This window comes from Vibrio sp. MA40-2, from assembly GCF_047302445.1.
Classification (GTDB): domain Bacteria; phylum Pseudomonadota; class Gammaproteobacteria; order Enterobacterales; family Vibrionaceae; genus Vibrio.
In genome coordinates this window covers 1,274,881-1,300,789 of record NZ_CP178627.1, presented here as the reverse complement: position 1 = coordinate 1,300,789, position 25,909 = coordinate 1,274,881, and the positions used below count along the sequence as shown (strand labels likewise).

Genomic DNA, 25,909 nt, shown 5'->3' with positions numbered 1-25,909 from the left:
TACTAACGCTATCCTAAGCTATATAAAGCGATATAAAGCGATATAAAGCGATATAAAGCGATATAAAGCGATATAAAGCGATATAAAATAAAACCATCACTTAGTAATCACAGCCAAAGCTTATTTCACCATCCAATATTCTCTATCTTAGTTGGCTACTAGCTGTCACCATGATATAAAATCGAATGCTATTTTCTTATCATTACATTGAGATCAGTTACCTTGATATACACTCAATATCGTGACTTTTGGCTTTATCAATACATTCAGTTAATCGTATAAATGAATACACAACATCAAATAACGGCTATCTAGAGGAACTAAAATTGGAATATATCTTGTCCGTGGCACTATTTGCCATTTCTTGTTCGGTAACTCCTGGTCCGAACAATATAATGGTCATGACATCCGGACTTAATTTTGGCGTACGTAAAAGTCTACCTTTACTAGCAGGTATTTGTGTCGGCTTTACTATCATGTTGTTATTAGTAGGACTCGGATTTGGTCATCTATTTAATGTGTTTCCTAAACTCAACTTGCTCATAAAGATAACCGGTACCGCCTATTTACTGTATTTAGCTTTACTTATTGCAACAAGTCGCAATATTGACCAAGAGAGCCAACGAATCAAACCTCTGGGTTTCTTGAAAGGTGCTTTATTTCAGTGGGTAAATGCCAAGGCTTGGGTGGTTGCTATTGGCGCTATTACCGCATTTACCAGCGTTGGAGAACACTATGCGTTTCAAAATATCACGATTGCGATTACCTTTTTTGTCATTTCATTTCCATGCGTAGGTATTTGGTTAATGTTTGGCTCATTGCTTCGCCAACACCTCCAAAATGCTCAGTATTTACGTTGGTTTAATCTCTCAATGTCGTTGTTATTAGTTGTGTCTGTCCTACCTGTGATTAGCGATATTTGGCAGCAATTTACACATTGATCCATCTATTCTTAATAACTAAAGAAGGTACGGTAACCACTTGTTAATTAGAATATGGATTAATGTATCGCACCATTGACATAACAGCGGATTGAGTTGATCATTTTCTATTCAACCGGAAGATATCGCCGATATCATCTTTTGAATTGATAACCAAGTTACATCAACCTTAACAAGCATTGAAATTATGCCGACCAGCTAGGCTTGAGATAGCATTACGGTTGTGAAGCAACCTTCTCTTTCTTAAATGAAAGAAACCATAATACGTTGAATAAAATGGAGCTGATTAGTGAGTGTTAACACACCTGAAGGTTTAAAAAACGCAAAAGTTTTTGCCAATCAAGAGAGCGTCGTGGCAGGGAAAGAATGTTTTTGGCTGAATTCAGAAAAAATATCGTTTGAAGAAGCGCGCCAGTTAATCGATTTAACCGCAGCAGAAGAAATAGACGCCGCACAAAGGCTCGATCGCTTTGCGCCTTATATTGCAACTGTTTTTCCTGAAACTAAAGCTGCTCACGGTAGGATTGAATCCGCCGTAGTTGATGCTCCTGATATGCAAGCAGCCATCGAGTCGTTGTTCGGTTTCCCAGCGGTTGGCCGTTTAATGATAAAATTAGATTGTGATTTGCCTATCTCCGGTTCTATTAAAGCTCGTGGCGGTATTTATGAAGTGTTAAAGCACGCTGAAACACTGGCTATAGAGAACGGCTTATTGTCTGATGACGACGATTATTCCATATTTGCCTCAGAGAAATATCGTCAATTTTTCCGTCACTATTCTCTGGTTGTGGGGTCGACTGGCAACTTGGGAATGAGTATTGGGATCATGGGCGCGTGCTTGGGTTTGAATGTTTCCGTCCATATGTCGGCGGATGCACGTCAATGGAAAAAAGATCTGCTACGTTCAAAAGGCGTTACTGTAATAGAGCATTCAGATGACTACGGTTGTGCCGTTATTGAGGGCCGTAATGAAGCCTCGAACAACCCAAACTGCCACTTCGTTGACGACGAAGACTCTATTGATCTGTTTTTAGGTTATTCCGTTGCAGCTCGTCGTTTGAAACAGCAACTCGCTGAACAAAATGTGCAAATTGATTCTGACCATCCACTGTTTGTTTATCTTCCTTGTGGAGTTGGCGGAGGGCCTGGCGGTGTGTCATTTGGGTTAAAACTGGTTTTTGGCGATGCTGTTCGTTGTATCTTTGTTGAACCAACACAAGCACCAGCGGTGCTGGTTGGACTCGGATCTGGTATGGATGAACATGTCAGTGCAAAAGATTATGGTTTAGAGGGCAAAACCATCGCCGATGGCCTTGCAGTTAGTCGGCCGTCTGGTCTTGTTTGTAGATTAATGCGACCACTTATTGATGGTGTGGTTACAGTCGATGATGCAAGGCTTCATCCTTATCTTGCTCTCGCTTGGGATACTGAAAACATTAAGTTAGAACCTTCTGCCACCGCTGGTTTTTTTGGTTATTGTAAAGCGACGCAGTCTTCCGACTATTTAACAAGTGAAAAGCTTGCCAAAGTAATGAAAAATTCTACTCATATCGTATGGGCTACGGGAGGAAGAATGGTGCCAAAGCAAGAATGGGAGCGTTATTATGATAATGGCAAAAAACATCTATCGGTTAACCGTTAAACTAAAATATCAAAGCGCTTTGGGTAAACCCTAGTTTTGAATTTTAATTTTGCTGTTCTATTACTATTTTAGCTAAATACGTACTTCTGTGGATTTATCGGAGCTTGCACATCGATTATTACTGTATTCGCTGTTGGCATCAATTCATTATGCAATAATCTCTTTGTGAATAATATGAAAACGATGCGGTTTATCTGTCACGAGTAACCAAGGTCGAACACCGTGATTACTCGTGACCCATGTTTTAGAATACGTTTTGCCACATGTCCATATCAATCTCTCGATCCAAACGTAAGTACTGTTATTAACTTGCTAATACACAAATACTATCCTTAGGAAAATGCAGTTTGATTATATCTCCAGTATTGAAAGCGGCCTCCTTGTCAGCGTTCACTACAATCTCTCCCAAATCCGTCGCGACCTCATATTGATAGTCTTCACCTAAATACGTTCGCACTGTTACGGCTCCTTCGAAGAAAGATCCGCTCCCCTGACCTATTGCAATATTTTGAGGTCTGATAGCAATTTTCTTGGCATTTTGAACATCTTCGGCCTCTATCTCTTGGCCATTGCTCAGTTTATATACGCCATCACCAACTTTAGTGACATCGAAAAGATTCTTAAAGCCGACAAAATCTGCAACGAAAATAGACTTGGGATTACTGTAAATATTTTCTGGTGAATCGTACTGCTCTATCTTGCCATTATTCATAATGGCAACTTTATCTGAGATAGAAAAACATTCTTCCTGATCATGGGTAATCAGGATGGTTGTTATTTTGAACTTCTGCTGCATTCTTTTGATTTGAGATCTCATCTCAATTCGCAACTTAGCATCCAAATTAGAAAGCGGTTCATCTAATAGCAACAAGTTAGGAGAAATAACCAATGCTCTAGCAAGAGCCACCCTTTGCCTTTGTCCACCACTCAAGTTTTCAGGCTTTCGATCCTTTAATGACAGTAATTCTACTGTCTCAAGGATATCAAGAACCATTTTCTTCGCTTCATCTTTCGGAACTTTCCTTAATCTTAGCCCATAAGATACGTTTTCAAATACTGTCATATTTGGAAACAAAGCGTAAGATTGAAAAACTATACCGAAATTTCTCTTGTTTACAGGTACTTTGGAGTAATCTTCATTATCAATAAGAATCTCTCCACCAGCCGCCTCTAAAAATCCAGCAACAGCTTTTAGGGTAGTCGTTTTACCACAACCAGAAGGGCCTAAAATAGAAACTAATTTTCCATCTTCTATTTCAAGGTTATAGTCTTCCAATATATTAACTTTACCGTCGTAAGATACCTTTAAATCATTAAGTACCAATCTTGCCATTACTTTTCTACCTTCCGTAGTTATTTAGACCCAAAGTCTTTTCAATTAGGTATGTTATTCCAATTGTTATGATCAGTAGGATCACTGACACTGCTGCAACAGTGGGATCACCATATTTTTCAACATCTTGCATCATAATAATAGGGAGTGGTGTCGAGCCTCTTCCATACAAGAAAATGGATATAGGGATATCGTTAAATGATGTAATAAAAGACAGGACTGATGCCGATATTATGGCCGGAGTAATACTTGGCACTAATATATGCAGAATAAAATCTTTCTTTGTTGCACCCAAGCTCTCAGCTGCATCTTCGATAGTAAAATCAAACTTGTCAAAGGCACCACCAATAACCCTAATGGTATAAGGAAACAAGACTATAATGTGAGCCGACATCAGAACCAGTAATTTAGGTAGCTTGATATCAAACTCTTTCGCAATAAAAACCCAACCTAAAAAGAGGGAATAACTCAGCACAATACCTGGTATGAGTACTGGAGAGAAAAAAACATTTTTTATCGACTTGGTAAATCGGTCCTTAAATTTTGCTAATCCATAAGCGACAGGCACACCAAAACATAATGAAATGATTGTTGCTACAATCCCAACTTGGAAACTAATGGCAAAGCCCGATATATAGCTGCTATTAAAGGCATTTTCATACCACTTTAATGAAAAGCCTTCGATAGGATATGTCAGTATATCTTCACTATTGAAGGACGCGACAACCGTGATAAACAAAGGAAAAAGCAGATAAAAGAATACAAGGCAGACAAACGCTGTGAGTAGTTTACTTTTCTTCATTTTTGCCTCCAACCAAACTCGCTGATTTATTAACCAGGGTTATAACCACAACGGTTAAAGCAAACAGAAAAATAGAAATTGAAGACACCAATTCCCAACGACCAAGGGTTGTTCCATACTGTTGAACCAAAGTAGCAAGAACCACTGTTCTTGTTCCGCCGAGTATATTAGGGGTTGTATATGCAGTCAGAGTTGCAGTGAACACCAAAACAATACCGACAATAATGCCAGCGACGGAATTTGGAATAATCACATTAAAAAAGGTCTGAAGCCTAGATGCTCCTAGACTTATTGAAGCATCTTCTATCTCTTCTGAGATGTTATCCATCACGCCTATTAGAGAGACAATCATGAGCGGAAGAAATATATAAGTCGAACCAATAATAACGGCGAGCTTTGAGTACATAAAACTAATAGGTTCACTTATAAAGCCTAAGTCATGTATCAGCCTACTTAAAATGCCATCGTATCCGAGAATAATCATCCATGAAATACTTCTTACAACCGCATTGGTTAAAAGAGGAAAAAGCGTTAAAAGAAGCAGAATATTTTTTAACCTACCCTGCGTCCTAGAAATGAAATATGCCGTTGGTAAACCGATTAAAAGAGTGGCAAAGACAACAAAGAAAGAGATAGAAAAGGTGTTTCTCAAAGCTTTTTTGAATGTTGAATCTTCGAATAACTCTAGATAATTCGCAAGGCCAATTGTACCGTCAACCGATAAGGATTTTTGAGTAAGCATCAACAAAGGAATAAAAACTAACACAGCAATCAAGCATAAACTCGGTATGAAAATTATCAATTTTTCTTTATTCATTTTGAGCTGCCTTTTTCAATAACTCACGGCTTTCTGTCTCTACAATGTCAAAGGCAGACATAAACTTCTGAATAACTTTATCTTCATTTGTTTTAACGAGTTTTGAATCTTTAACCTTCAGTTCTCCATTAACAAACACATGTTGTATATTTTGTGGCTGCATAGCATAAACGATGGCGGCATAGTAATCGTAGAGAGGAAGCATGTTTATGGTTTGAGGGTTGATCACCATAAAATCAGCTTTCTTGCCAACCTCGATACTACCGACGAGATGATCTATATTCAGTGCCTTGGCTCCGTTAATCGTTGCCATTTTCAAGATCTCTTTAGCAGGACATAACTCCCTGTTTAGATATTTCACTTTCTGCATTTTTGGCGCACAATTCATGACACTCATCATATCCATATGATTCCCACTCATAGGACCATCTGTTGCTAAGGTTATGTTCACGCCTTGTTCAAGGTATTCACGAACTGGAGCAATAGGTCTGCCACTCTTGCTGTTACCTGCTGGACAGTGTGAAATAGAAGCCCCTGCATTGGCTAGAACCTTCATATCTTCATCATCGACAAGTATGCCGTGAGCACCAATAAATCGCTTGTTGATTGCACCAATGTTATCAAGATACTTAATAACTGATCCATGCTCTGCTAGATAAGGGTCTGCTTCCCACGGCTGTTCTGCCAAGTGAATCAGAAAAGGTACTTCATACTTATCCGACAGCTCTCTACATTTTATCAATAGCGGCTCAGAGGTCATGTAAACAGAGTGAGGTGCTAGAGCACCATTTATAAGGGGATTATCGCGATGATTTTCGATAAATTTTTCAAATAACTCAAAGCCGTGATCAGCGTTAAGCTGTTCCCCTGATCGCTCGTCTGTGATCCCTTGTCCAATAAAGGCTCTTAACCCTAATTCATTTGATGCTTTTGCTGTTGCCTCAGTAAAAGTATACATATCAGCGAAACATGTCGTTCCACTCAGTAACATCTCAGAGAGACTTAAAAGTGATGAGGCATATACAATGTCGTCATTCAGGCATGCATTTTCTAAAGGAAATAGCAGCTTGGTAAGACGATCTTTCATATCGTCCCCGAGCCCTCTAAATACAGTCATGGGAACATGCGTGTGAGTATTGATAAAACCGGGGAGCAGCAGTTTATCCGTTCCATCGATAACTTGATCATAATCGTCAGATATTTCATCAAAAAAAATGCGAGATATTTCATCATTTACGATGGAGATATTCGCATTCTTTAAAATATCAAGACTATCATTCATTGTAATAATGGTTATATTCTTGATTAGTATTTTCATGGTTTATTCTGTAAACAGCTCATTCCATTTAGCAACCCAAGTTGCTCTATTTTCATTAACTAGGCCAATATCAGTGATCACCGCATTGGGGAAAGAAGCAAGGTTGGTTTTAACATTTTCCTGACTTTCTTCAAATTTAACATTTTTATTTACAGGAGAATCGATTCCACGATCCAACGACTCTTTCTGTACTTGTTCAGAAAGTAAGAAGTCGATAAATTCCATCGCAAGGTCACTATTCTTACTTCCTTTCACTATGTTAACCGTATTGCTATTAAGCATAACTTTATCCAGATCACCCCAGTTTAAGTCAGGCGTGTATCCAAAGTCAGCCAGCAAAGCGTAATCAAATTCGCCATTGATAACCGCTTTTCTAGTACTGAAAGTACTAACATAAGCGTGAACCTTTCCGCTAGATACCCAACTTTCAATTGCAGCAATATTTTCTGAAGCATCACCAGAAACCTCGCCAGCTCCGTAAAGAACCATCGGGCCGAAGGTTGATGTCATATGAGGGATAGCAACCTTGCTATCGTGGTCTGCAAGGATTTCTGCCCAAGTTGAAGGAATGTTGTCTGAATTGCCCGCTACTCTGAGTCTATTTACGGTATAAGAAGGGCCATAAGTCTCACCGTTGGGGTTTTTAGTCAGTTCAAACAAACTGTCATAATTTTTCAAGTCAGCCTTATTCATACTAGCAAAAAGACCATCCTCTATACCCTTCTGCGCTGTCGCTTGGGTAGCAAGAAATACATCAATATCGGTAATATCAATCTCATTCTTCAGCTTGGTGTATCGATCTCCATCGCGACCTAGATCGAGTTCTATCGTCACATTGTGTTCTTCTTCAAAAGGAGTAAAGACGAATTCTTGCAGAGCCTCAATATCGTAGTCCCACGTAGACACAACCAAAGTTCTATGCTCGTCCGATCCACTAGCATAAGTAGGTAGAACTATCATCGTCAGTGCTAAAAGCGATCCGATTTTTTTCATTTGCTTTCCTTATTAGGTTACATTTCGACAATCCATTACATGTCAGTATTTCACAAATATGAAAATAGATCACTGATTTATAATGTATTTTATCAGTACTGTCAAACTTAACCAGACTTAATACGGTTTACCAGTAAGCCGTTTTCTAACCAAGCGCTAAGGCCTTGCTCACTTAGGTAAATTGAATTAGTTGGTAGTTTGCTTGTGGAACATCTTTCTATAAGCATAATATTGCATATATGAAAAGTATGATTTCAAAAAAATTCATTCATATGATGTATCATGCCGCCGTCAATTGGCGATAAAATTTATTAAGGAATAAATAATGAACAAATTTAACAAGATAGCATCTATTTTAGCTGTAGCTGCTCTTGTAGGTTGTGCAACACCTGGTCAAGTTGATATGCCTTATGTTAAAGCTCATGATGTTCAGGCTATGAATGAAAAAAAGATTGCATATGAACTTACTTACCAAGCACCTGAATATGGCGTTTTTTTTGATGGTGAAATGCTACCGTCTATGCCAATTTCAGAAGCTCGTCTAAATGGTTCAACTCGCACGGTAGTAAATAATTTCAATCAAATTCTTGCAAGCCAGTTACCTAGCAATGCTTTAATTGTAAATTCAGACCAAGGTGACTATAAAGTAGTCGCTCATATCAAAGCATTTGATGGCGAAGGTCCTGTTACTATCCATGATTTATTCGGCGAAACACTTCTAAAAGAAACACTAACTCTTGGCTTCGCTTCAAATGAGCAAGAGATCGTTGCCGATTTTGAGATTACTTATACAGTAGTTGATTCTCAAGGTTCTGAATTACTCTCCAAAACATACAAAGTGAACGATAGTATCGAGCATGAAAAATCAGATTATGAAATTGCTAACATCAATGGTTTGCGCTTAACCGGTGAGTTGTTTAAAAAACACGTTACATTGACACTTAATGAGTTTGTTGAAGAGATTTCAAACCTGAAGTAACAGATTTACATAAACAGGCGACTGGGTACACTCTACTTAACTAAATTAACTAGCAGTTTTCCAGTAAATTACTTATTTACTAACGGTAATATTACGCTACGCAACAAAGGCACCAGTGTAGATTTTTATAAAATTCCACACTGGTGCCTTTGTACATTGAAGATACTATAAACAACCAAAACGTCACTTTCCAGATCTACCATTCACTTAGGGGTAGAGGCGCTCACTACCAATATTAATATAACCTCGTCCATCAACCACGCAGCATGAAAAAACAGCATTTCAATCAAAAATACCATGGCAAATAAACTTACTATCAGAAAATCTATCACCTTTAGTAATTGATGCTTTTTCATTTAACTATTCTGATCATGAATTCATTTCATAATATGCATTAAGTAATACCATTGTTAATCATGTAGTGCGCCAGTTATAAATTAGTTATGAATTTAACAATAGATGGTTTTAATTCATCTATCGCAAACTGAGTAGCACACCTATGACTCAAAATTTTACGTTTACAATTAAAAAGACTTGTCTCGATGAAAATTATCACCCATCAGACAACACCCGTATCACAACTAATTTTGCAAATTTAGCACGTGGCCAGCACCGTAAGCAGAACTTACGTAATGCATTAAATATGATTAACAACCGTTTTAATGAATTAGCTTGTTGGGATAACCCAACAGGCGATCGTTACGCGGTAGAGCTTGAAATCGTTTCGGCAGACATCAAAATCAACGAAGCGAGTGAAGCGATTCCATCAATTGAAATACTAAAGACTTGGGTCATTGATCATCAAACAAATCAACGTATTGAAGGTATCGTAGGTAACAACTTCTCTTCGTACGTGCGTGATTACGACTTTAGCGTGCGCTTACTGACTCACAATACAGGCAAGCCGACTTTCTCGGTACCGGAAAACTTTGGCATTTTACATGGCAACATATTCAAGTCTTTCATCAACTCAGAAGCTTACAAGCAAAATTTCACTAAATCGCCTGTCATTTGTTTAAGCGTTTCAGACAGCAAAGTGTACCACCGCACCCAAAACCAGCACCCTATTCTTGGTTTTGAATACACACCGAATGAATCATCGTTAACGGAGCAGTACTTTCAAAAAATGGGCTTGCAAGTTCGTTACTTTATGCCCAAAAATAGCGTCGCACCCTTTGCCTTTTTCTTTTTTGGTGATCTACTAAACGATTACTCCAATTTGGAGCTGATCAGCACCATTAGCACAATGGAAACATTCCAAAAAATCTACCGTCCTGAGATCTATTTTGCCAACACAATCGCAGGCGAACGTTATCAAGCAAACTTGAACAGTGATTCCCATTCTCTAACTGATATTGTTTATGACCGTGAAGAGCGCGCTCGACTGGCCATAGAACAAGGTAAGTTTGTTGAACAAGTTTTCATCAAGCCTTATCAATCAATTCTTGAACAATGGTCCACTCAGAACGTTTAATCCTTCACGAGATAATACAAAGACTTAAATTATGAAAAAAATATTCCCTACTTCGACCGCTGGCAGCTTACCTAAACCAACTTGGCTAGCTCAACCAGAGGTGCTTTGGTCTCCTTGGAAGTTACAAGGACAAGAACTTATTGATGGAAAGCATGACGCGCTTCGCGTTGCACTACAGGAGCAATTGCTCGCAGGAACAGACATCGTGAGTGACGGAGAGCAGACACGTCAACACTTTGTCACCACTTTTATTGAGCACTTAAATGGCGTGGATTTTGAAAATCGCAAAACAGTAACAATTCGCAACCGATACGAAGCCAGTGTACCAAGCGTTGTCGGACCGGTATCTCGACAAAAAGCCGTATTTGTTGAAGATGCAAAATTCCTACGCTCACAAACAGACAAGCAAATTAAGTGGGCATTGCCTGGGCCTATGACCATGGTTGATACTCTGTATGATGCGCATTATAAATGCCGTAAACAATTAGCATTCGAGTTCGCTAAAATTCTAAATCAAGAGGCGAAAGAGCTTGAGGCCGCGGGCGTGGATATTATTCAATTTGATGAGCCAGCGTTCAACGTATTTTTTGATGACGTTAATGATTGGGGTATCGCTGCACTTGAGCGAGCAATCGAGGGTCTAAAATGCGAAACTGCTGTCCACATTTGTTACGGCTATGGGATTAAAGCTAATACTGATTGGAAAAAGACACTAGGGAATGAATGGCGTCAATACGAACAAGTGTTTCCTAAACTACAACAATCGAATATCGACATCATCTCTCTGGAATGCCATAACTCGCGCGTACCAATGAATATACTGGAACTATTACGCGGCAAAAAAGTAATGGTCGGCGCAATTGATGTCGCTACCCACACTATCGAAACACCAGAAGCCGTAGCAGAAACACTACGTGAAGCGCTTAAATATATAGATGCTGACAAAATCTACCCATGTACAAACTGTGGAATGGCTCCTCTCCCTCGTGATATCGCACGCGCGAAACTGCACGCACTAACAGCCGGAACTGACATTGTGAGACGCGAGTTATTAGCACAGTAACAAGGTATATTTTTGATATTTACAGTGATGCTTATATTACGGAAATTAAAAATATCACACGCACTGCAAAACAGAACGACAATGGTTGGCTACACTGTACTTTATAGCCGACTATTTTAGTCCACTTAGTACCTACGGCTTTAGGCGAAACATATATTCAAATACGTTAACTAGTAAAGGTATAGACATGAAAAAATTAGTATCATTAAGTATCATCCTATCTTTCGCATCATTTTCAGTGGCGGCTTCTGACGGTTTAGTCAAATATGAAAGTGATTATTCGGTAAAAGAAACGGCTGACCGTTTTGAAAATATTGCGAAAAGCAAAGGGTTAACTGTATTTACAAGAATTGATCATCAACAAAATGCCAGCAACGTAGATCTAAAGTTACGCCCAACAGAAGTTATCATTTTTGGTAATCCAAATGTTGGAACGCCGTTAATGCAATGTGCTCAAAATGTCGCTATTGATTTACCACAAAAGGTAATGGTAAATGAAGATGAAAACAATAAGGTGTGGCTTACCTACAATAATCCTAATTACTTGATGAAGCGCCATGATATAAAGGGTTGTGATGAAGTCATTGGCAAAATATCGGGAGTGTTAAGCAAGTTATCAGAGGCCACTGTTTCCAAATAATTTATGAACTTATGTTTATAGCAAAACGATGAATCCATTAGGTGGCTATAATCTCCCCTTTTACATATAAAAAAATAGCCCTTTAACGCATAACATTAAAGGGCTATTTTTTATATTAACAAGACAGTTTAGTAACCGATTACGGCTCCATCGGTACGACTCTCAGTTCCGCCGACGAAAACAGAGCGGTTATTATCACGCACAATGACCTGACCACGACCAAAACTCCCTCTATCTGGAGCGACGGTAATTTCATGCCCAAGTTCTTGAAGTGTTTGAATAATATGCTGAGGCATTTCTTTTTCAACAACAACCTCATTGCCTTTCAGCCACTGCCAACGTGGTGCGTCTAACGCTACTTGGGGGTTGAATTCAAAGTCGATTAAATTCATTGCAACTTGCAAATGTCCTTGAGGCTGCATAAACCCACCCATTACGCCAAATGGTCCTACTGCTTGATCATCTTTAGTAATAAAACCAGGAATTATCGTATGGAACGTTCTCTTACTCGGTTGCAGGTAGTTCACATGCGTCTTATCTAAAGAAAAAGTGTGGCCACGGTTTTGTAGTCCAATACCCGTGCCAGGCACAACTACTCCGGAACCAAAACCCATATAGTTACTTTGTATAAATGAAACCATATTGCCGTCTTTGTCTGCGGTAGAAAGATAAATGGTTCCGCTTGCTTTTGGCTCTCCTGGACAATGTTTTTGAGCATATGATTTTATAAGCTCAGCTCTTTCAATAGCGTACTCGTCAGATAGTAATGACTGTGTAGATACTTTCATATCACGTTCATCAGTAATGTAATGCAAACCATCAGCAAAAGAGAGCTTCATTGCTTCAATCTGCTTATGTATATTCAGAGCATCATTATTCTTTACAGGTTCAAAGGTTTTCATAATGTTCAACGCCATTAGAGCAATCATACCTTGGCCATTTGGTGGAATTTCCCACACATCGTAGCCACGATAATTGGCTTTTACCGGTTCAACCCATTCCGCTTTATGTGATGCCAAATCATCAAATGAAATATAACCACCCGCTTTTTGAGACGCATCAGATATTTTCTTCGCCAGCTCTCCACGGTAGAAAGATTCTGCGTTGGTTTCGCCAATAGAACGTAACGTATCTGCATGGTCTTGAGAACGCCAAACCTGCCCCAACTCTGGAGCCTTACCATCAATGGTAAATATTTTTAGCCATTCATCAAATACCGCCCCATACTCACCTTCTTCTTTCAATTTTGAAAATTTGGTCGCCGCTTGCGCCCAGTATTTGGACAAAGTAGGACTTAGCGGATAACCTTGTTCTGCGTATTCAATTGCGGGAGTTAAACACTCCAATAATGACAATTCACCCCAACGTTCGTTCAGTGCTACCCATGCAGAAGGCGCTCCTGGTACAGTTACTGGCGTCCAACCATAAGTTGGCATTTCCTCTAGACCTTGCTCTCGAACTTTTTCCTCACTAATGCTTTTGGGTGATAAACCACTCGCGTTCAAACCGTATAACTTGTCTTTCATCCAAACTAGAGCGTAAGCATCTCCACCAATACCGTTCGATGTTGGCTCAATAACGGTCAGCGCAGCAGCCATAGCAATAGCAGCATCAACTGCATTACCACCTTTTTGTAATATACGTAAACCAACTTGAGCCGCTAAAGGTTGAGATGTCGCTACCATGCCATTAGCGCTGTATACGGCGTTACGCTGTGATGTGAATGGGTATGAGGTAGAATGAATATTCATAAATTATCCTTTGTATTATATTACTTTGGGTCAAATGCATCACGAAGTGCGTCGCCAAACAGATTAAATGCCATAACAATTAAGAAAATAGCTATACCCGGCCAAATAGCCATCCAGGGAGCTTGAGTAAGAAACCCTTTTGCGGCATTTAACATACTTCCCCAACTAGCTGCGGGTGGCTGTTGCCCTAATCCTAGAAATGACAAGCTAGATTCAGCGATAATGGCACTCGCTAATGAAAGTGTTACTTGTATGAAAAGAGGTGGCAGAATATTCGGAAAAATATATTTCGTAAGGATCCCAAAATGAGAAACTCCCACTGAATTAGCGGCTTCGACATATTCGGTGTACTTAACAGATAGAACCTGACCACGAGTAAGACGAACAAAAATTGGTACGTTTGCAATACCTATCGCGATCATCGCATTGGTCAAACTTGCACCAAGAGCAGCGGCTAATGCAATAGCCAGAATCAACGATGGAATAGCCATAATAGCTTCGGTACAACGAGATATAATCAGCTCAAAATATCCGCCAAAATAGCCCGCTATCATGCCTAGCGGTACACCAATAATGAAAGCAATAAATACAGAGAAAAACCCCGCCATCAGAGAAGCTCTGGCACCATAAAGAAGACGGCTGTATATATCGCGTCCGATCTCATCAGTGCCTAGCCAGTACTGAATTGATGGTGGCTTTCTCACTGCCAACCAATCAGTTTTCGTCGGATCATAATGTGCTAATAAAGGTGCAAACAAAGCTAACAAAACAAAAATCACAATCAAACTAAGACCGATCCAACCGATTGGGTTAGAACGAAATTTCTTCCAGGCTCGATTTTCTGACCATTTTGCCCACCAACTTAGATCGGCAGGCTTTGAATAAATAGCAGTAGCCATTAATGCACCTCTCTGTGGCGTAATTTTGGATCGAGAAGATAATAAGTAACGTCTGCCAAAATATTGCTCAAAATGAACATCAGTGCAGAAAACATTACGACGCCCTGAACAACCGGAAAATCACGGTTATAAACGGAATCAACAATTAACTTGCCTAAACCAGGGATAGTAAATACTTGCTCGGTTAACACCGCACCACCAAGTAATTCACCGAATTGGATTGTTGCCATCGTGACAACAGGAATCAAAGCATTACGCAGAGCATGTTTTAAATAGATCACTTTTCTCGACACACCTTTGGCGCGCGCAGTTCGAATAAAATCTTGAGCTAATACTTCGAGCATCGAGCCTCGGGAGTGACGGAACAAAGTTGCGGCAAGCCCAGTGCCCAGAACAAAAGCTGGCATCACCATTGTTTGTAAATTTTGAATCAAACTTTCTGTCGGGCCTACATAACCAGAAGCAGGCAGAAGCCCCCAACGAACAGACACCAACAAAATCATCATAAAACCAAGCCAAAAATTAGGAATAGACTGGCCTGCTAGTGCAATTAGACTTGAAGTAAAATCCCAACCAGAATTCTTTCTGGTCGCAGCGAGCACACTCATTGGAATACTGATAACAATAGCAAACAGCATCGCTAAAATACTAAGCTCTAACGTCACCGGTAATTTTGATAACAGTAGCGACATTACTGGTTCATCACTTCTGATTGATGTTCCTAAATCACCACGTAAAGCATCACCCAACCAGTACAAATATTGATTTATCAACGGCTCATTAAGATGATACATATCCCTGATGTAAGCGATGGCTTCTGGGCTACGATCTTCACCTGCTAAAATTAACGCAGGGTCACCTGGGATCAGTTTTTGTAATCCAAAAATAAATAACGAAATCAGAAACAGAGTTGGAATTGCCGTATAGATTCGTTTTCGAATAAATTTGAGCATAAGATATCCTTATCAAAGAGGGAGTGAACTCCCTCTTATTTGACGCAGTTACTTAACGTCACGCAGACGTGGCATACCATCGCCGTACGGTTTGAATCCTTCGATATTTGTTGAAATACCCCACTGCCACTTAGGATGATATAGGTAGAGCTGAGGACGAATATCCAAAACTTTGCTCATTGCGCTAGCATAAAATTGTTTCCGTTTTTCTATATCCGCTTCACCACGAGCTTGAACCAGTAGACTCTGAACTTCTTCATCAGCGAAACCATTTTCGTTTAGCGCCCCATCTTTTCCATAGAATGTGTATATGTTGCCATCAGGGTCAACACGTCCACTCCAGCCAACAATGTATGCTTCATATTCGCCTTTACTCTGTGCTTGTAATGACGTTGCGAAGTCCATTGTTTTAAGCTTCACATTGATACCAGCTTCGCCTGTCATCGCTTGAATCACCTGACCGATTTGTGTTGCTTCAGTCGTGTTTGCAATCATTAACTCAATATCAACAGAGTCGTAACCTGCTTGTTTCAGTAACGATTTTGCTTTTTCGACATCTCTTGTAGGAGTCGGTAAATCAGGGGCGTGGAAAGGGCTAGTATCACTTACCCATTGATTATCGACCAAATACTGGTCTGCAAATACCACTTGATTGATAACCTGACGGTCAATAGCGTATTCAAATGCTTCACGAACCAATGGGTTCTTAACCGCCATAGTTTTATCTTTGTTTGCACCGAATCCAAGGTTAAACGTAATACCGTTATAGCCGATGCCTGTTGCTTCAGCCAAAACCAGGTCAGAGTCAGATACAACAGTCGCAACATCACTTGGAGAAAGGCGTTCAGCAATATCCAGTTGACCAGATTGCAAATTTGCAAGTCGAATAGTGGCATCTGGAAGCGGTAAGTAAGTTACCTTATCAAAGTGGTAATGGTCTGTTTCCCAATAATCTGAATATTTGTTCAGCACAATACGATCTTGTGCCACTCGGCTATCAAATTTAAACGGGCCACTACCTACAGGATTACGACTGAACTCTTTACCATCACTAGATGCAGCCTTTGGTGAAACCATCATTCCAGAACGGTCTGCTAATGCAGCCAGAAGCGGAATAAAAGGTTGTTTGAGAGAAATTTTAACTGTGTATTCATCAATAGCTTCCACACTAGACACCATGTTAAGTTCACCTTTACGACGAGAACCTTCCAGAGTCATTGATCGATTTAAATTGAATTTCACAGCTTCGGCATTAAACGCCGCGCCATCATGGAAAGTGACACCTTCACGTAGCTTCATAACAAGCGCTTTGTTGTCATCAACCCATTCCCAGCTCGTTGCAAGCATAGGTTTTAGATTCATTTGCTGATCAATATCGATAAGCTTATCAAACAAAGAAGTAAAAACTTCACGGCCTACCATAGTCCGACTTAAATCTGGATCCAGTGCATCAGGATCCGAATTCAACCCGATAGTGAGATCTTTGGCATTGACTAACGGAGCTAATATAGCCATTAGTAATAGCGTTGCCTTTTTCATTTTCATATCTATATCCTTATATCAATGGTATTTATAACCTTCGCAGTGATGCCATATCACTTTGGAAGGCGTTATTTTATGAATAGTGTTGGTAAAGACGTCGTCGAATCTGATAACTCTCAGATTCCGATTCATCTAATTGGACAGGAATAAATTCAGGAATTTGCTTGTGTTGAAAGCAAGCCACTTTATGGCTTAGCATTTCGTCGCCTTGTTGTACTGTTTTCACTGTCGGGTGTTCCTGTTCACAACGCACCCCCGCATATTGACAACGAGAACGGAAGTAACATCCTTCTGGCAACCTTTTGGGATTGGGTATCTCTCCCTGTAATATTTTTAATTGATTTGCCCCGGGTACAGGCTGTGGTATTGAACTTAATAAAGCTTGAGTGTACGGGTGCCTTGGATTGTTAAAGATTTCATCCGTAGTCCCCATTTCAAGAACTTGGCCTAGGTACATAACAATCACTCTATCAGCCATATGTTCGATAACGGATAGATCATGCGATATGAGTACTAACGTCAGTCCAAATTTTTCTTTCAATTCATTAAGTAAATTGATCACCTGAGCCTGCACGGAAACGTCAAGAGCAGACACCGGTTCATCGCCTACGATTAAAGACGGTTTACTAGCAAGTGCTCTGGCAATCGCGATACGCTGACGTTGGCCACCACTAAACTCTTGCGGGTAACTATTAGCATGAGATCTTGCCAAACCGACCAGTTCCAAAAGTTCATCAACAGCGCTGTCTAAAGCCTTACCACTGAGATTCTGATGAATTTTCAGAGGCTCAGCCAAAGTTTTATAAACTGTCATTCTAGGGTTAAGAGACGCAAATGGGTCCTGAAAAATCATTTGTAGCTCTTTACGACAAGCTCGCATCTGCTTATTACTTAGCTGCAATAAGCTTTCATTTTTATAAACCACATCACCAGAAGTAGGTTCATGAAGGCGCAACAACATGCGTCCGAGGGTTGATTTGCCACACCCCGACTCACCAACAATCGCCAATGTTTCACCTTCAATGACATCAAAGCTGACATCATTAACTGCGTTAACTACCTCGTCACCACTTTTGAACTGTTTTACAAGACGTTTAGCCGATAAAATCACAGACGAAGTACTACTATTAACCGACATGGCGAACGTCCTCACAGTCTGCAGGTAATGATATATGTTGCTCTAAAGGGGTAAACCAACAGTGACTAACATGCCCTTTATCGTGATTGGCAAGGGGAGGAATTTGCTCGCATTGAGACGTGGTAAATGGGCAGCGAGTTCGAAAGCGGCAACCACTGGGCATAGCTGTCACCGCTGGCACCATACCTTTAACGGTTTGCAAGGTCGCTCTCTTCTCACCGATTCTAGGAATCGAATTCAATAAACCAATTAGGTAAGGATGCTGAGGATCACGGAATACTTCTTCAACAGGACCGCTTTCAACGACTCGACCACCGTACATCACGATCACATCATCGGCAATCTCGGCAACCACACCAAGGTCATGAGTAATAAACAAAATTGAAGCCTGATGGGAATCCTGAAGATCTTTCATCAGTTTTAGAATTTGTGCCTGAACCGTTACGTCCAGTGCTGTAGTTGGCTCGTCAGCTATTAACAATTTAGGATCATTAATCAAAGCCATCGCAATCATAATTCGTTGACGTAAACCACCTGAAAGCTGAAACGGGTACTCGTCTAAGCGGCCTTCGCCTGAAATATTTACCTTTTCTAGAGTATTAAGAATTTTAGCTGTAACTTGTTGTGTTGATAGTTCTGGATGATGCGTACGTACCGCTTCAGAAAGTTGCTCTCCAATGGTTAGAACCGGATTCAATGATGTCATTGGCTCCTGAAAGACCATGGCTAGCTGATGGCCTCGCTTCGCTTCCATTTGTTTGTCGTTTAACTCTAGCAAGTTTTCACCTTGAAAAAGGATCTCACCACTTGCCTGTAATGCGCTTTTGCTCGTCGATGACAAAGGATGTTGTAACCCCATGATGGTCAGTGACGTAACACTTTTACCGCAGCCACTCTCACCGACTAAACAAGTTACTTTACCTTCTCGCAGCTGAAAGCTAACGCCATCTAAAATACTGGCCTGCCCTTGATGGGTCTTCACTCCCAAACATAAATCGCGCACTTCTAAAAGTGGTTCTTGGTCCATGTCGTCTCCTCGCTATATCCTTGCTAAATGATGACATAACCAAAATATCGATATTTTTACAAATAGTCAACATTTTAAATTTTTATATATATTTTTTATTTTATGATATATTAACCATACGTATTGTTGGTGTATTCTTTTATAAATAGGTAAACCTATGACGAATAGTTCAGAACCTTTGACCACATCAGAAATGATCTACCAGGCTCTTAAACAAGATATTATCCGCGGAGTTTACCCAAGTGGGGAAAAAATCAAGCTGGAAAGTATTAAGGATCGCTACAACGTAAGTTATAGCCCTTTAAGAGAGGCTTTATCTCGCCTAGCTGAAAGTCAATTACTCATCAACTCAGGTCAGCGTGGATTTAGAGTACCCGAGATGTCGAGTAAACAGTTTGAAGATATAACTGAAACTCGGATTAATCTTGAATGTATGGCTTTAAAGATGGCCATCGAAAAAGGTGATATGGAATGGGAAAGCCGAGTTGTTGCCGCTTACCATATGTTGAGCCAACAAGAAAAAACCGTACACGAAGACCGTGATATTTCACAGGAAAGCCGGGATAAACTCGATTTGGTCCACGATAAGTTCCATCAAGCGCTATTGTCTGGCTCTGAGTCTGAGTGGTTGCTTTTTTTCGTCAAAAGCTTGAACGCTCAGTTTGACCGTTATCGTCGATATAGTGTGAGCTTTCAATTTTCACGAAACACCAGTGTTGAATATCATCTAAAACTGAAGAACTTAGTGCTAGAACGTGATATTCCAGCTGCACTAAAAACACTTGAGGAACATATACGTCACTCTGCAAAAGCAATTTCAGTTAATGATTAAATAACTTAACTCGTAAGCTTGAAGACAAACTTAATGGTCAAAACTCAATGACAACTTTTATCAATATTTTTAATGCTTTTTTTCGCATCGGCTTGTTTGGTTTTGGTGGTGGTCCAACAATGATCCCGTTAGTCCATAATGAAGTCGTCAAACGTTATAACTGGATGAGTGATGATGAGTTTTCTAACGTCTTAGCGATAGGAAACACATTACCTGGCCCCATAGCAACCAAAATGGCTGGCTATATCGGATACAAAATTTCAGGTTATACTGGTATGTTTCTGGCGGTTATTGCGATAACAATCCCAATAGTAATTGTTATGATATTGGGCCTCTCATTGCTAAATCAATACCGCGATATGCCCTGGGTTACAGGCATGGCAAATGGTGTTATACCTGTTGTCAGTTGGATGTTAACCAAATTAACGCTGGATTTCTTCAATAAAGGCTATAAATGTCTTGGGCTCGCTACAGCCTCTACGATGAGTATTATAGCTTTAGTTCTGATTTACTTCGTAAATATACATCCAGGCATCATTATCTTTAGCCTTCTAATTGCTGCAATATTTAAACCTGAAAAAGCGGTTTAACAAATGGGGTTCTAATCGTGATTTACTTAACTATTTTTCTCGCCTTTTTTATCCCAAACATCATCGGATATGGTGGTGGGCCAGCAATTATTCCTTTAATAGAAGAACAGGTTGTTGGTAATTATCAATGGATGACAACTACCCAGTTTTCTGAAATTTTAGCATTAGGCAACGCGCTACCAAGTCCGATAGCAACTAAAATGGCCGGATATATAGGTTATCAGGTTGGTGGAATTCTAGGTGCTATTATTGCCCTTTTCGCTACTATTGCGCCAACACTTATCATCATGTTAGTTGCTCTAAGGTTACTTTATCAATTCCGCGACTCACCAAAAGTTAAAGCAATGAGTCAATGGGTATTGCCTGTCGTAACTACTCTAATGGCTATGTTAACTTTTAAGCTTTTAGCTCATGGCGTAACTGAATTTCCACTTCACTTCATCGCTTTGTTTATATTCGCAGCCATTACCTTGGAAAAATTAAAATGGCACCCAACACTGGTCATCATATTTGGCTTAGGTTATGGATCTATTTTTCTTTAAAGTTAGGTAGATTAGCGTAATTCTGCCCAAATCACTGACCATACCGTTTGGCTCGTGATGTAACCGTAATTTTACAAGCGGCTGTTTAAATTGTTAAACCTTAGACTCAACATCAATCAAACAACCACCTTATCTCTCGGCAGGACAACCAAATGGTCTGCCGGATGACATCAGGAGGAAATCTGTCTCTTAATGGCAAATCATTCCGGCAATCCCTCAAATTGCACCACGCGGTCTAACTCACCAGCCCAAGAAGCTTTGCAAGACGAAAAAATCTGCGCAGTTGGCAACATGGAAATATCAGTGTCCAGACATCCGGCAGGGACAACGAGCAACCCTTCATTCTGAGTATTTGGCAGTGCTGAACCACAGAACTTGCAAAAACTTTTACTATGACGAGTATCAGGAAGCGTAAAGGACGTTACAGCATCAAAACCTGACTGCCAAACCAATTGAGCAGACTGTGAAAATAGATTTGCCGCGTGTGCCGATCCCGTATCCTTTTGGCAATAATGACAGTGGCACAAGTAAAAACTATCAAACTCTCCTTTTATCGCAAAGCTCACAGCACCACACAAACAAGAACCTAAATAATCAGTCATAAAAGTCCCTCCATTAATTACTTACAATTTACAGACACCATTCCTTTAAAGATCTTAGTTCTAGGTATTCGTATATTCAAGCGTAGCTCAGCATCCGTTCTTAAATTTCCTTGAAGAATTTTGGCTACTATTATTAGCTTCCCTAGAGCCTTATGTTTAGAACGCTTTTCTGCCAATGTTGCACCGTTTAATGCTTGCTCTTTAAGTAGTTTTTGATAACTATGCAAGCTTCTTTCCGTCAGTTCACCAGATTTTAGTGCTCGTTGAACAGCACAAGCCCGGCTCACTTCATGCAACAATCAGAGAAACGACAGAATAGTATATTTTCAGTTTGATCTCGCACTTCAAAAGCTATTGAAAGCGCTTTGCCTATTGATTTATAAGGTAATCATATCACCTCTAGTTGGCTGAAATAACGGTTACACTACACTTATTCAACACCCCGGTAAGGTGTCGGCTAGGCGATATCTATCCTTATTTGTACTATTAGCGAACACCCTGCTTTTTAATGCCCAACAGAATTGTACATTTTGAACGACCAGAAGAATGAAAACTAGAACACAGAAAACCATTGTCGGAGAAATAATTCAATAACTCTTTGTTCGTCGCTTCGTACTCTTCTAATTCAGTATATCCATGAGCAAGATACACGCCACCAATTACATCGCCTAACCCTTGATCTTTCATGAAGTCTAAAGCTAACTGTTTATCATTAAAAGCAAACATGTAATCCGAAGACTGGTTGATATTTCTAATATCAGCAAGATCGATATTGTTCGGCATTTCACTTGAAAACAACTTATCGGTAATATTGATGACAACATCATGGATTGCTGCCAAGTTATTCAATGGGTTTTCAAAAATAACAAGTTCCACTCCGATTTCCATGCATAATTCGGATAGGTTTCTGCTTTGATCGGGCAGAATACCTGATACAAATAAAGCATCAAAATCCGAGCGTTGTAATGATGATTTATTCAAATTATCTAACGATATGAAGCAGCTATGAGATACTGCATCTAACTCTGGAAGTGAGACCGCTATTTTCAACTCATCCTCTTCTGTTTCTAATGGTTCAAACATCACCTATCCTTTTTTGATACGAGTTTTATAGTATTTTAGTATCGAACGAGCACACATTACTACCAACTCAAAGCACGCTAGCAATCTAGATTTATCATTTGCTTTTTAATATATGCCATATGGGAATACCACCAAATAGCTATGCAGTTACAAAACCAATTCCTGTTTCTTCAACAAATAAGGAAAAATTAAGTTAGTGCTTTGTGCCGATGAAATAATCAATAAGTTATATAAATATAATTATCAGCTCACATTCTTACTAGTTTTCATTTCTTACCTAGTTTACTTTAAGTAACTTACTGTATATTGTCCTTTAAAAACGGGTATTGCTATCACGTGAGCCACGTTATCTATTTATTAAGAAATTTACGGGTGTGTGATGAAGTACTTATCGCTTATTCTATTGGTGGGAATGTTGTTCTCGCTGATTGGCTTTACTAAAAAACGATTAAAGTTACGAAACTTCGGACTAAACGTTGTCGCGTTTGTATTTATTTATATTGCGACACTAGCATTTGGGCCAGCTAAATATTCTGTTGATTTAGAACAGTCCCCTATAAAAATAAACAATAAATCCTATCTTTTAGTCTGGTCAATCAATCGTGCATTACCTTTCGAAAGTTTAGCCTATCCCCGTGTGATCAGAACCTCTAGCACGCACTCGGGAGAGAACGCAGTTTATGCAATACCTGATGAGATTAAAGCAACCTTAAAAGATAACTATCAAAGTGAAGGCGTTGTAACGCAATACTTGGTTTATTATCTCCTTTTCGCTTGGTTTTTTATATACAGACGATACTTCAAACGTAAGAAATCGTCATCCAACACCTTGGATACTAAGCAAGAACCATCTCCAGATAAAGAATCAAACTCAACAAAGCGTGGAAAACCGACTATAAACGATGTTCTAACATGCCCATCCTTAGTTCGCTTAGAACAATATAAAGACCAAATAGAAAGTGTGAGATTTTATCGTTTTCTCTACAAAAAGAAGGCATTAGCAGCGTATGACCTGCGAAAAACATCACTAATTCCTGAGTTAACTTCTGCATTTTATGCGCTTGCCAAAAATAGGTTTAACCGTGCAAACTCACCTGAAGCGAAAAGACCAAGCGCCTTCCTGCCACTTTGGGTCGCAAGCATGATGCGTCATGGTGTATTTGATTTCGCTATTGATGTCAGTGTGCATGCAGCAGGAGATTATCCAAAACTTAATAATAAAATTAAGAACTTGAAAGCGATAAATTTTGCAAAAGATTACTGGATTGACAGTGCGACTTCGACATCGAGAAGCAACCTATTAGAAGCTAAAATCCGCGATAGTATCGAGAAATCATTGCTTGCGATTATCCCTACAGGCCTTGTGACTTTTTCCCAACAAAGTAAAACGCGCCTTAAATTCTACATCAATGCGGTTGATTTTGAATATCAAGAAGATGATGTATCAAATCAATACGCTTTCAACAACAAAGATGGTGTAAAAGCCATTATCAGTCCTGCATATAGAGCAAGTATGAGCGTTGAAGGTGCCGCCATTAACCCCTCGCTAAAAAATGCGCCATTAAGCTATCCTCAGCTCAACGAAATGATTGAACAATTTCTAGCCAAAAACGGTGAAATTTCAGGTCGAGCAACCATAGATGGTAAGCCAGCATACGTGCACGAATTTATGAAGGCAAAAGTCGTAACATCGTTAGTAAACATGGTAATGGGTGCTCCTGTATCTGCACAAAAACAAACCCAGATTACACAGGCAACCGAAATAAAAGATACCGACGATTTCTACGCTAAATTGGCAGACGAAATTAAGGATGCAGTCCAAGGCGAAGCAACAGACGAAGCGTTGGGGCTCGCAGTAGACTATCTATTAAGTGAACATGCCGACACCGTGGCAACCTTAACGGACAACATTCTAAGCTCGGTTGCAGAACTCGATATTCAAAACGAAATCTTAAACGAACTTGTAGTCGGAGCTCTCGAGCAAATTGCCATGGCAGCAGCCAATTCTGTATCGGAGTCATAATATGAACATAAAATGGATCATCAGTAGTTGTCTCTTGATTAGCTTACCAACTTCCGCGCGCATTGGTGACAGCGTATTATCGATGATTAAAGATGAAACCTTAAGTGCGGTAACATCTGAATCAATGGGTATGTTTAAATCGCTAGAGAGCATCATTGATCGCAATGAAGTTAGGATAATGAAAGCCCCTAATAGCGTTAGAGTCTCTTTAACCGAGCCAGGCGAATACAAACTTGGGCTTTTCGTGATGGATTCAGGAGGTGTGTATCTCACTAATGACAATGATCTCTGGTTACCTCCCGGACTCATTGCTCTAACATTTCTAGATAATGAGGGAAATGATTACCCCTATCGTTACAGTTATATTCCAAAAACCGATGAAACTGTCATGATTTCGGGTACACCTTCCGTCACCGCCAACCAACGAGACAAACATCAAGTACCCTTGACGGTTAAAACGTATCCTTCCGATGCCACGGTAAAAATAATGAACATCGTACCAAAATACCAAGATGGTATGGTGTTAAGAGAGAGTCGGTACGATATTTTAGTACAACGACAAGGTTATTATTCGTTTAGAACGAAGCACGACTTAAAATGGGATATGCCCACACTTCATATTGTGTTACGCAAAATGTAGTCATAGTCACCTCCTTTGAGCTATACCTTGGTCATAGCTCTCCAACTTTTGTAAAAATTAGCATTGGTCACTTCTTTGTCATGACCCACTAATATTGGAGAGTTCTTAAGCCACTTTTTTCATCTGAACATATTGTTCGCACAAAGCAATACGTTCTTATACTCACATCCAATATAAGCCTTCGTCATAATGCGCCGCATAATACTTCGCAAATTGCGAATAAATCCACGCGAACGCATACATTGAAACGATCCACTTAAAATGTTGCCAACAAATAAGCTAAGT

At 39.7% G+C, this 25,909-nt stretch carries 24 protein-coding genes; 11 read left to right on the top strand and 13 right to left on the bottom strand.

The features are described 5' to 3' along the window. Window positions 1-326: 326 nt before the first annotated feature. Together ACLKML_RS05770 and ACLKML_RS05765 are read left to right on the top strand one after the other, a co-directional pair. On the top strand, window positions 327-941 hold the full coding sequence (locus tag ACLKML_RS05770; protein ID WP_413282760.1) for a LysE family translocator: 615 nt from the start codon (window positions 327-329) through the stop codon (window positions 939-941). Between the two features lie 289 nt (window positions 942-1,230). Next, the gene (locus ACLKML_RS05765; protein WP_413282759.1) at window positions 1,231-2,583 is read left to right on the top strand and encodes a D-serine ammonia-lyase; all 1,353 of its coding nucleotides are present in this window, start codon (window positions 1,231-1,233) and stop codon (window positions 2,581-2,583) included. A 304-nt stretch (window positions 2,584-2,887) separates the two neighbouring features. Here the strand turns inward: ACLKML_RS05765 and ACLKML_RS05760 are convergent, their stop codons facing one another. The 5 genes from ACLKML_RS05760 to ACLKML_RS05740 are packed head-to-tail and all read right to left on the bottom strand — an operon-like array spanning window position 2,888 to window position 7,846. Further along, complete coding sequence (locus tag ACLKML_RS05760) at window positions 2,888-3,916, bottom strand: ABC transporter ATP-binding protein (protein WP_413282758.1); 1,029 nt, start codon at window positions 3,914-3,916, stop codon at window positions 2,888-2,890. A 7-nt stretch (window positions 3,917-3,923) separates the two neighbouring features. Next, the gene (locus ACLKML_RS05755; protein ID WP_317718218.1) at window positions 3,924-4,718 is read right to left on the bottom strand and encodes an ABC transporter permease; all 795 of its coding nucleotides are present in this window, start codon (window positions 4,716-4,718) and stop codon (window positions 3,924-3,926) included. After that, window positions 4,705-5,535, bottom strand: coding sequence for an ABC transporter permease (locus tag ACLKML_RS05750; RefSeq protein ID WP_413282757.1), 831 nt, complete (start codon window positions 5,533-5,535; stop codon window positions 4,705-4,707). Before ACLKML_RS05750 ends, ACLKML_RS05755 begins: the two co-directional genes overlap by 14 nt. Continuing rightward, the gene (locus tag ACLKML_RS05745) at window positions 5,528-6,853 is read right to left on the bottom strand and encodes an amidohydrolase family protein (RefSeq protein WP_413282756.1); all 1,326 of its coding nucleotides are present in this window, start codon (window positions 6,851-6,853) and stop codon (window positions 5,528-5,530) included. The genes ACLKML_RS05750 and ACLKML_RS05745 overlap by 8 nt, the downstream gene beginning before the upstream one ends. Window positions 6,854-6,856: 3 nt before the next feature. Next, window positions 6,857-7,846, bottom strand: coding sequence for an extracellular solute-binding protein (locus ACLKML_RS05740; protein ID WP_413282755.1), 990 nt, complete (start codon window positions 7,844-7,846; stop codon window positions 6,857-6,859). Between the two features lie 325 nt (window positions 7,847-8,171). Here ACLKML_RS05740 and ACLKML_RS05735 point away from each other — a divergent pair, with 325 nt between their 5' ends. The 4 genes from ACLKML_RS05735 (at window position 8,172) to ACLKML_RS05720 (ending at window position 12,002) form a co-directional block, all read left to right on the top strand. Then, on the top strand, window positions 8,172-8,825 hold the full coding sequence (locus ACLKML_RS05735; RefSeq protein ID WP_413282754.1) for a hypothetical protein: 654 nt from the start codon (window positions 8,172-8,174) through the stop codon (window positions 8,823-8,825). 499 nt (window positions 8,826-9,324) lie between these two features. Further along, the gene (locus tag ACLKML_RS05730) at window positions 9,325-10,299 is read left to right on the top strand and encodes a DUF1852 domain-containing protein (RefSeq protein ID WP_413282753.1); all 975 of its coding nucleotides are present in this window, start codon (window positions 9,325-9,327) and stop codon (window positions 10,297-10,299) included. 31 nt (window positions 10,300-10,330) lie between these two features. After that, entirely contained in the window at window positions 10,331-11,362 is a 1,032-nt protein-coding gene (locus ACLKML_RS05725) for a methionine synthase (RefSeq protein WP_413282752.1), read from the top strand. 187 nt (window positions 11,363-11,549) lie between these two features. Next, window positions 11,550-12,002 (top strand): DUF302 domain-containing protein, encoded by a 453-nt coding sequence (locus ACLKML_RS05720; protein ID WP_413282751.1) that lies wholly within the window; start codon window positions 11,550-11,552, stop codon window positions 12,000-12,002. A gap of 128 nt (window positions 12,003-12,130) precedes the next feature. On the opposite strand, the gene ACLKML_RS05715 is transcribed toward ACLKML_RS05720, so the two are convergent. From ACLKML_RS05715 to ACLKML_RS05690, 6 genes are all read right to left on the bottom strand, one after another. Continuing rightward, window positions 12,131-13,753: a gamma-glutamyltransferase family protein gene (locus ACLKML_RS05715; RefSeq protein WP_413282750.1), complete on the bottom strand. Its 1,623-nt coding sequence runs from the start codon at window positions 13,751-13,753 to the stop codon at window positions 12,131-12,133. A 20-nt stretch (window positions 13,754-13,773) separates the two neighbouring features. Continuing rightward, complete coding sequence (locus ACLKML_RS05710) at window positions 13,774-14,652, bottom strand: ABC transporter permease (RefSeq protein ID WP_413282749.1); 879 nt, start codon at window positions 14,650-14,652, stop codon at window positions 13,774-13,776. After that, window positions 14,652-15,605: an ABC transporter permease gene (locus ACLKML_RS05705; RefSeq protein ID WP_413282748.1), complete on the bottom strand. Its 954-nt coding sequence runs from the start codon at window positions 15,603-15,605 to the stop codon at window positions 14,652-14,654. Before ACLKML_RS05705 ends, ACLKML_RS05710 begins: the two co-directional genes overlap by 1 nt. 48 nt (window positions 15,606-15,653) lie before the next feature. After that, entirely contained in the window at window positions 15,654-17,150 is a 1,497-nt protein-coding gene (locus tag ACLKML_RS05700; RefSeq protein ID WP_413282747.1) for an ABC transporter substrate-binding protein, read from the bottom strand. Window positions 17,151-17,220: 70 nt separating this feature from the next. Beyond that, complete coding sequence (locus ACLKML_RS05695; protein ID WP_413282746.1) at window positions 17,221-18,285, bottom strand: ABC transporter ATP-binding protein; 1,065 nt, start codon at window positions 18,283-18,285, stop codon at window positions 17,221-17,223. Next, complete coding sequence (locus tag ACLKML_RS05690; protein ID WP_413282745.1) at window positions 18,275-19,312, bottom strand: ABC transporter ATP-binding protein; 1,038 nt, start codon at window positions 19,310-19,312, stop codon at window positions 18,275-18,277. The genes ACLKML_RS05695 and ACLKML_RS05690 overlap by 11 nt, the downstream gene beginning before the upstream one ends. 157 nt (window positions 19,313-19,469) lie before the next feature. Here ACLKML_RS05690 and ACLKML_RS05685 point away from each other — a divergent pair, with 157 nt between their 5' ends. Genes ACLKML_RS05685 through ACLKML_RS05675 form a run of 3 tightly spaced genes read left to right on the top strand, consistent with a single transcriptional unit; the run spans window position 19,470 to window position 21,276 of the window. Then, window positions 19,470-20,144: a GntR family transcriptional regulator gene (locus tag ACLKML_RS05685; protein WP_413282744.1), complete on the top strand. Its 675-nt coding sequence runs from the start codon at window positions 19,470-19,472 to the stop codon at window positions 20,142-20,144. A gap of 47 nt (window positions 20,145-20,191) precedes the next feature. Then, a complete protein-coding gene (locus tag ACLKML_RS05680; protein ID WP_413282743.1) occupies window positions 20,192-20,734 on the top strand; it encodes a chromate transporter in 543 nt (180 codons plus the stop codon). A 17-nt stretch (window positions 20,735-20,751) separates the two neighbouring features. Continuing rightward, window positions 20,752-21,276 carry a chromate transporter gene (locus ACLKML_RS05675; RefSeq protein WP_317717987.1) on the top strand — a complete coding sequence of 175 codons (525 nt, stop codon included), beginning with the start codon at window positions 20,752-20,754 and terminating at the stop codon, window positions 21,274-21,276. A gap of 200 nt (window positions 21,277-21,476) precedes the next feature. On the opposite strand, the gene ACLKML_RS05670 is transcribed toward ACLKML_RS05675, so the two are convergent. After that, on the bottom strand, window positions 21,477-21,878 hold the full coding sequence (locus ACLKML_RS05670; RefSeq protein WP_413282742.1) for a GFA family protein: 402 nt from the start codon (window positions 21,876-21,878) through the stop codon (window positions 21,477-21,479). Between the two features lie 486 nt (window positions 21,879-22,364). After that, complete coding sequence (locus ACLKML_RS05665; protein WP_413282741.1) at window positions 22,365-22,961, bottom strand: hypothetical protein; 597 nt, start codon at window positions 22,959-22,961, stop codon at window positions 22,365-22,367. A gap of 379 nt (window positions 22,962-23,340) precedes the next feature. Here ACLKML_RS05665 and ACLKML_RS05660 point away from each other — a divergent pair, with 379 nt between their 5' ends. Both ACLKML_RS05660 and ACLKML_RS05655 read left to right on the top strand, forming a co-directional pair. Further along, entirely contained in the window at window positions 23,341-24,984 is a 1,644-nt protein-coding gene (locus tag ACLKML_RS05660; RefSeq protein ID WP_413282740.1) for a hypothetical protein, read from the top strand. A 1-nt stretch (window position 24,985) separates the two neighbouring features. Continuing rightward, window positions 24,986-25,624 (top strand): hypothetical protein, encoded by a 639-nt coding sequence (locus ACLKML_RS05655; RefSeq protein ID WP_413282739.1) that lies wholly within the window; start codon window positions 24,986-24,988, stop codon window positions 25,622-25,624. Window positions 25,625-25,909: the final 285 nt, after the last annotated feature.

Excerpts from the sequence above, each read along its gene's own strand:
- ACLKML_RS05695 (WP_413282746.1), bottom strand. The coding sequence starts at position 18,285 with ATGTCGGTTAATAGTAGTACTTCGTCTGTGATTTTATCGGCTAAACGT.
- ACLKML_RS05665 (WP_413282741.1), bottom strand. The coding sequence starts at position 22,961 with ATGTTTGAACCATTAGAAACAGAAGAGGATGAGTTGAAAATAGCGGTC.
- ACLKML_RS05760 (WP_413282758.1), bottom strand. The coding sequence starts at position 3,916 with ATGGCAAGATTGGTACTTAATGATTTAAAGGTATCTTACGACGGTAAA.
- ACLKML_RS05725 (WP_413282752.1), top strand. The coding sequence starts at position 10,331 with ATGAAAAAAATATTCCCTACTTCGACCGCTGGCAGCTTACCTAAACCA.
- ACLKML_RS05720 (WP_413282751.1), top strand. The coding sequence starts at position 11,550 with ATGAAAAAATTAGTATCATTAAGTATCATCCTATCTTTCGCATCATTT.
- ACLKML_RS05680 (WP_413282743.1), top strand. The coding sequence starts at position 20,192 with ATGACAACTTTTATCAATATTTTTAATGCTTTTTTTCGCATCGGCTTG.
- ACLKML_RS05755 (WP_317718218.1), bottom strand. The coding sequence starts at position 4,718 with ATGAAGAAAAGTAAACTACTCACAGCGTTTGTCTGCCTTGTATTCTTT.
- ACLKML_RS05745 (WP_413282756.1), bottom strand. The coding sequence starts at position 6,853 with ATGAAAATACTAATCAAGAATATAACCATTATTACAATGAATGATAGT.
- ACLKML_RS05740 (WP_413282755.1), bottom strand. The coding sequence starts at position 7,846 with ATGAAAAAAATCGGATCGCTTTTAGCACTGACGATGATAGTTCTACCT.
- ACLKML_RS05750 (WP_413282757.1), bottom strand. The coding sequence starts at position 5,535 with ATGAATAAAGAAAAATTGATAATTTTCATACCGAGTTTATGCTTGATT.
- ACLKML_RS05710 (WP_413282749.1), bottom strand. The coding sequence starts at position 14,652 with ATGGCTACTGCTATTTATTCAAAGCCTGCCGATCTAAGTTGGTGGGCA.
- ACLKML_RS05690 (WP_413282745.1), bottom strand. The coding sequence starts at position 19,312 with ATGGACCAAGAACCACTTTTAGAAGTGCGCGATTTATGTTTGGGAGTG.
- ACLKML_RS05735 (WP_413282754.1), top strand. The coding sequence starts at position 8,172 with ATGAACAAATTTAACAAGATAGCATCTATTTTAGCTGTAGCTGCTCTT.
- ACLKML_RS05730 (WP_413282753.1), top strand. The coding sequence starts at position 9,325 with ATGACTCAAAATTTTACGTTTACAATTAAAAAGACTTGTCTCGATGAA.
- ACLKML_RS05705 (WP_413282748.1), bottom strand. The coding sequence starts at position 15,605 with ATGCTCAAATTTATTCGAAAACGAATCTATACGGCAATTCCAACTCTG.
- ACLKML_RS05670 (WP_413282742.1), bottom strand. The coding sequence starts at position 21,878 with ATGACTGATTATTTAGGTTCTTGTTTGTGTGGTGCTGTGAGCTTTGCG.
- ACLKML_RS05700 (WP_413282747.1), bottom strand. The coding sequence starts at position 17,150 with ATGAAAATGAAAAAGGCAACGCTATTACTAATGGCTATATTAGCTCCG.
- ACLKML_RS05660 (WP_413282740.1), top strand. The coding sequence starts at position 23,341 with ATGAAGTACTTATCGCTTATTCTATTGGTGGGAATGTTGTTCTCGCTG.
- ACLKML_RS05655 (WP_413282739.1), top strand. The coding sequence starts at position 24,986 with ATGAACATAAAATGGATCATCAGTAGTTGTCTCTTGATTAGCTTACCA.
- ACLKML_RS05685 (WP_413282744.1), top strand. The coding sequence starts at position 19,470 with ATGACGAATAGTTCAGAACCTTTGACCACATCAGAAATGATCTACCAG.
- ACLKML_RS05715 (WP_413282750.1), bottom strand. The coding sequence starts at position 13,753 with ATGAATATTCATTCTACCTCATACCCATTCACATCACAGCGTAACGCC.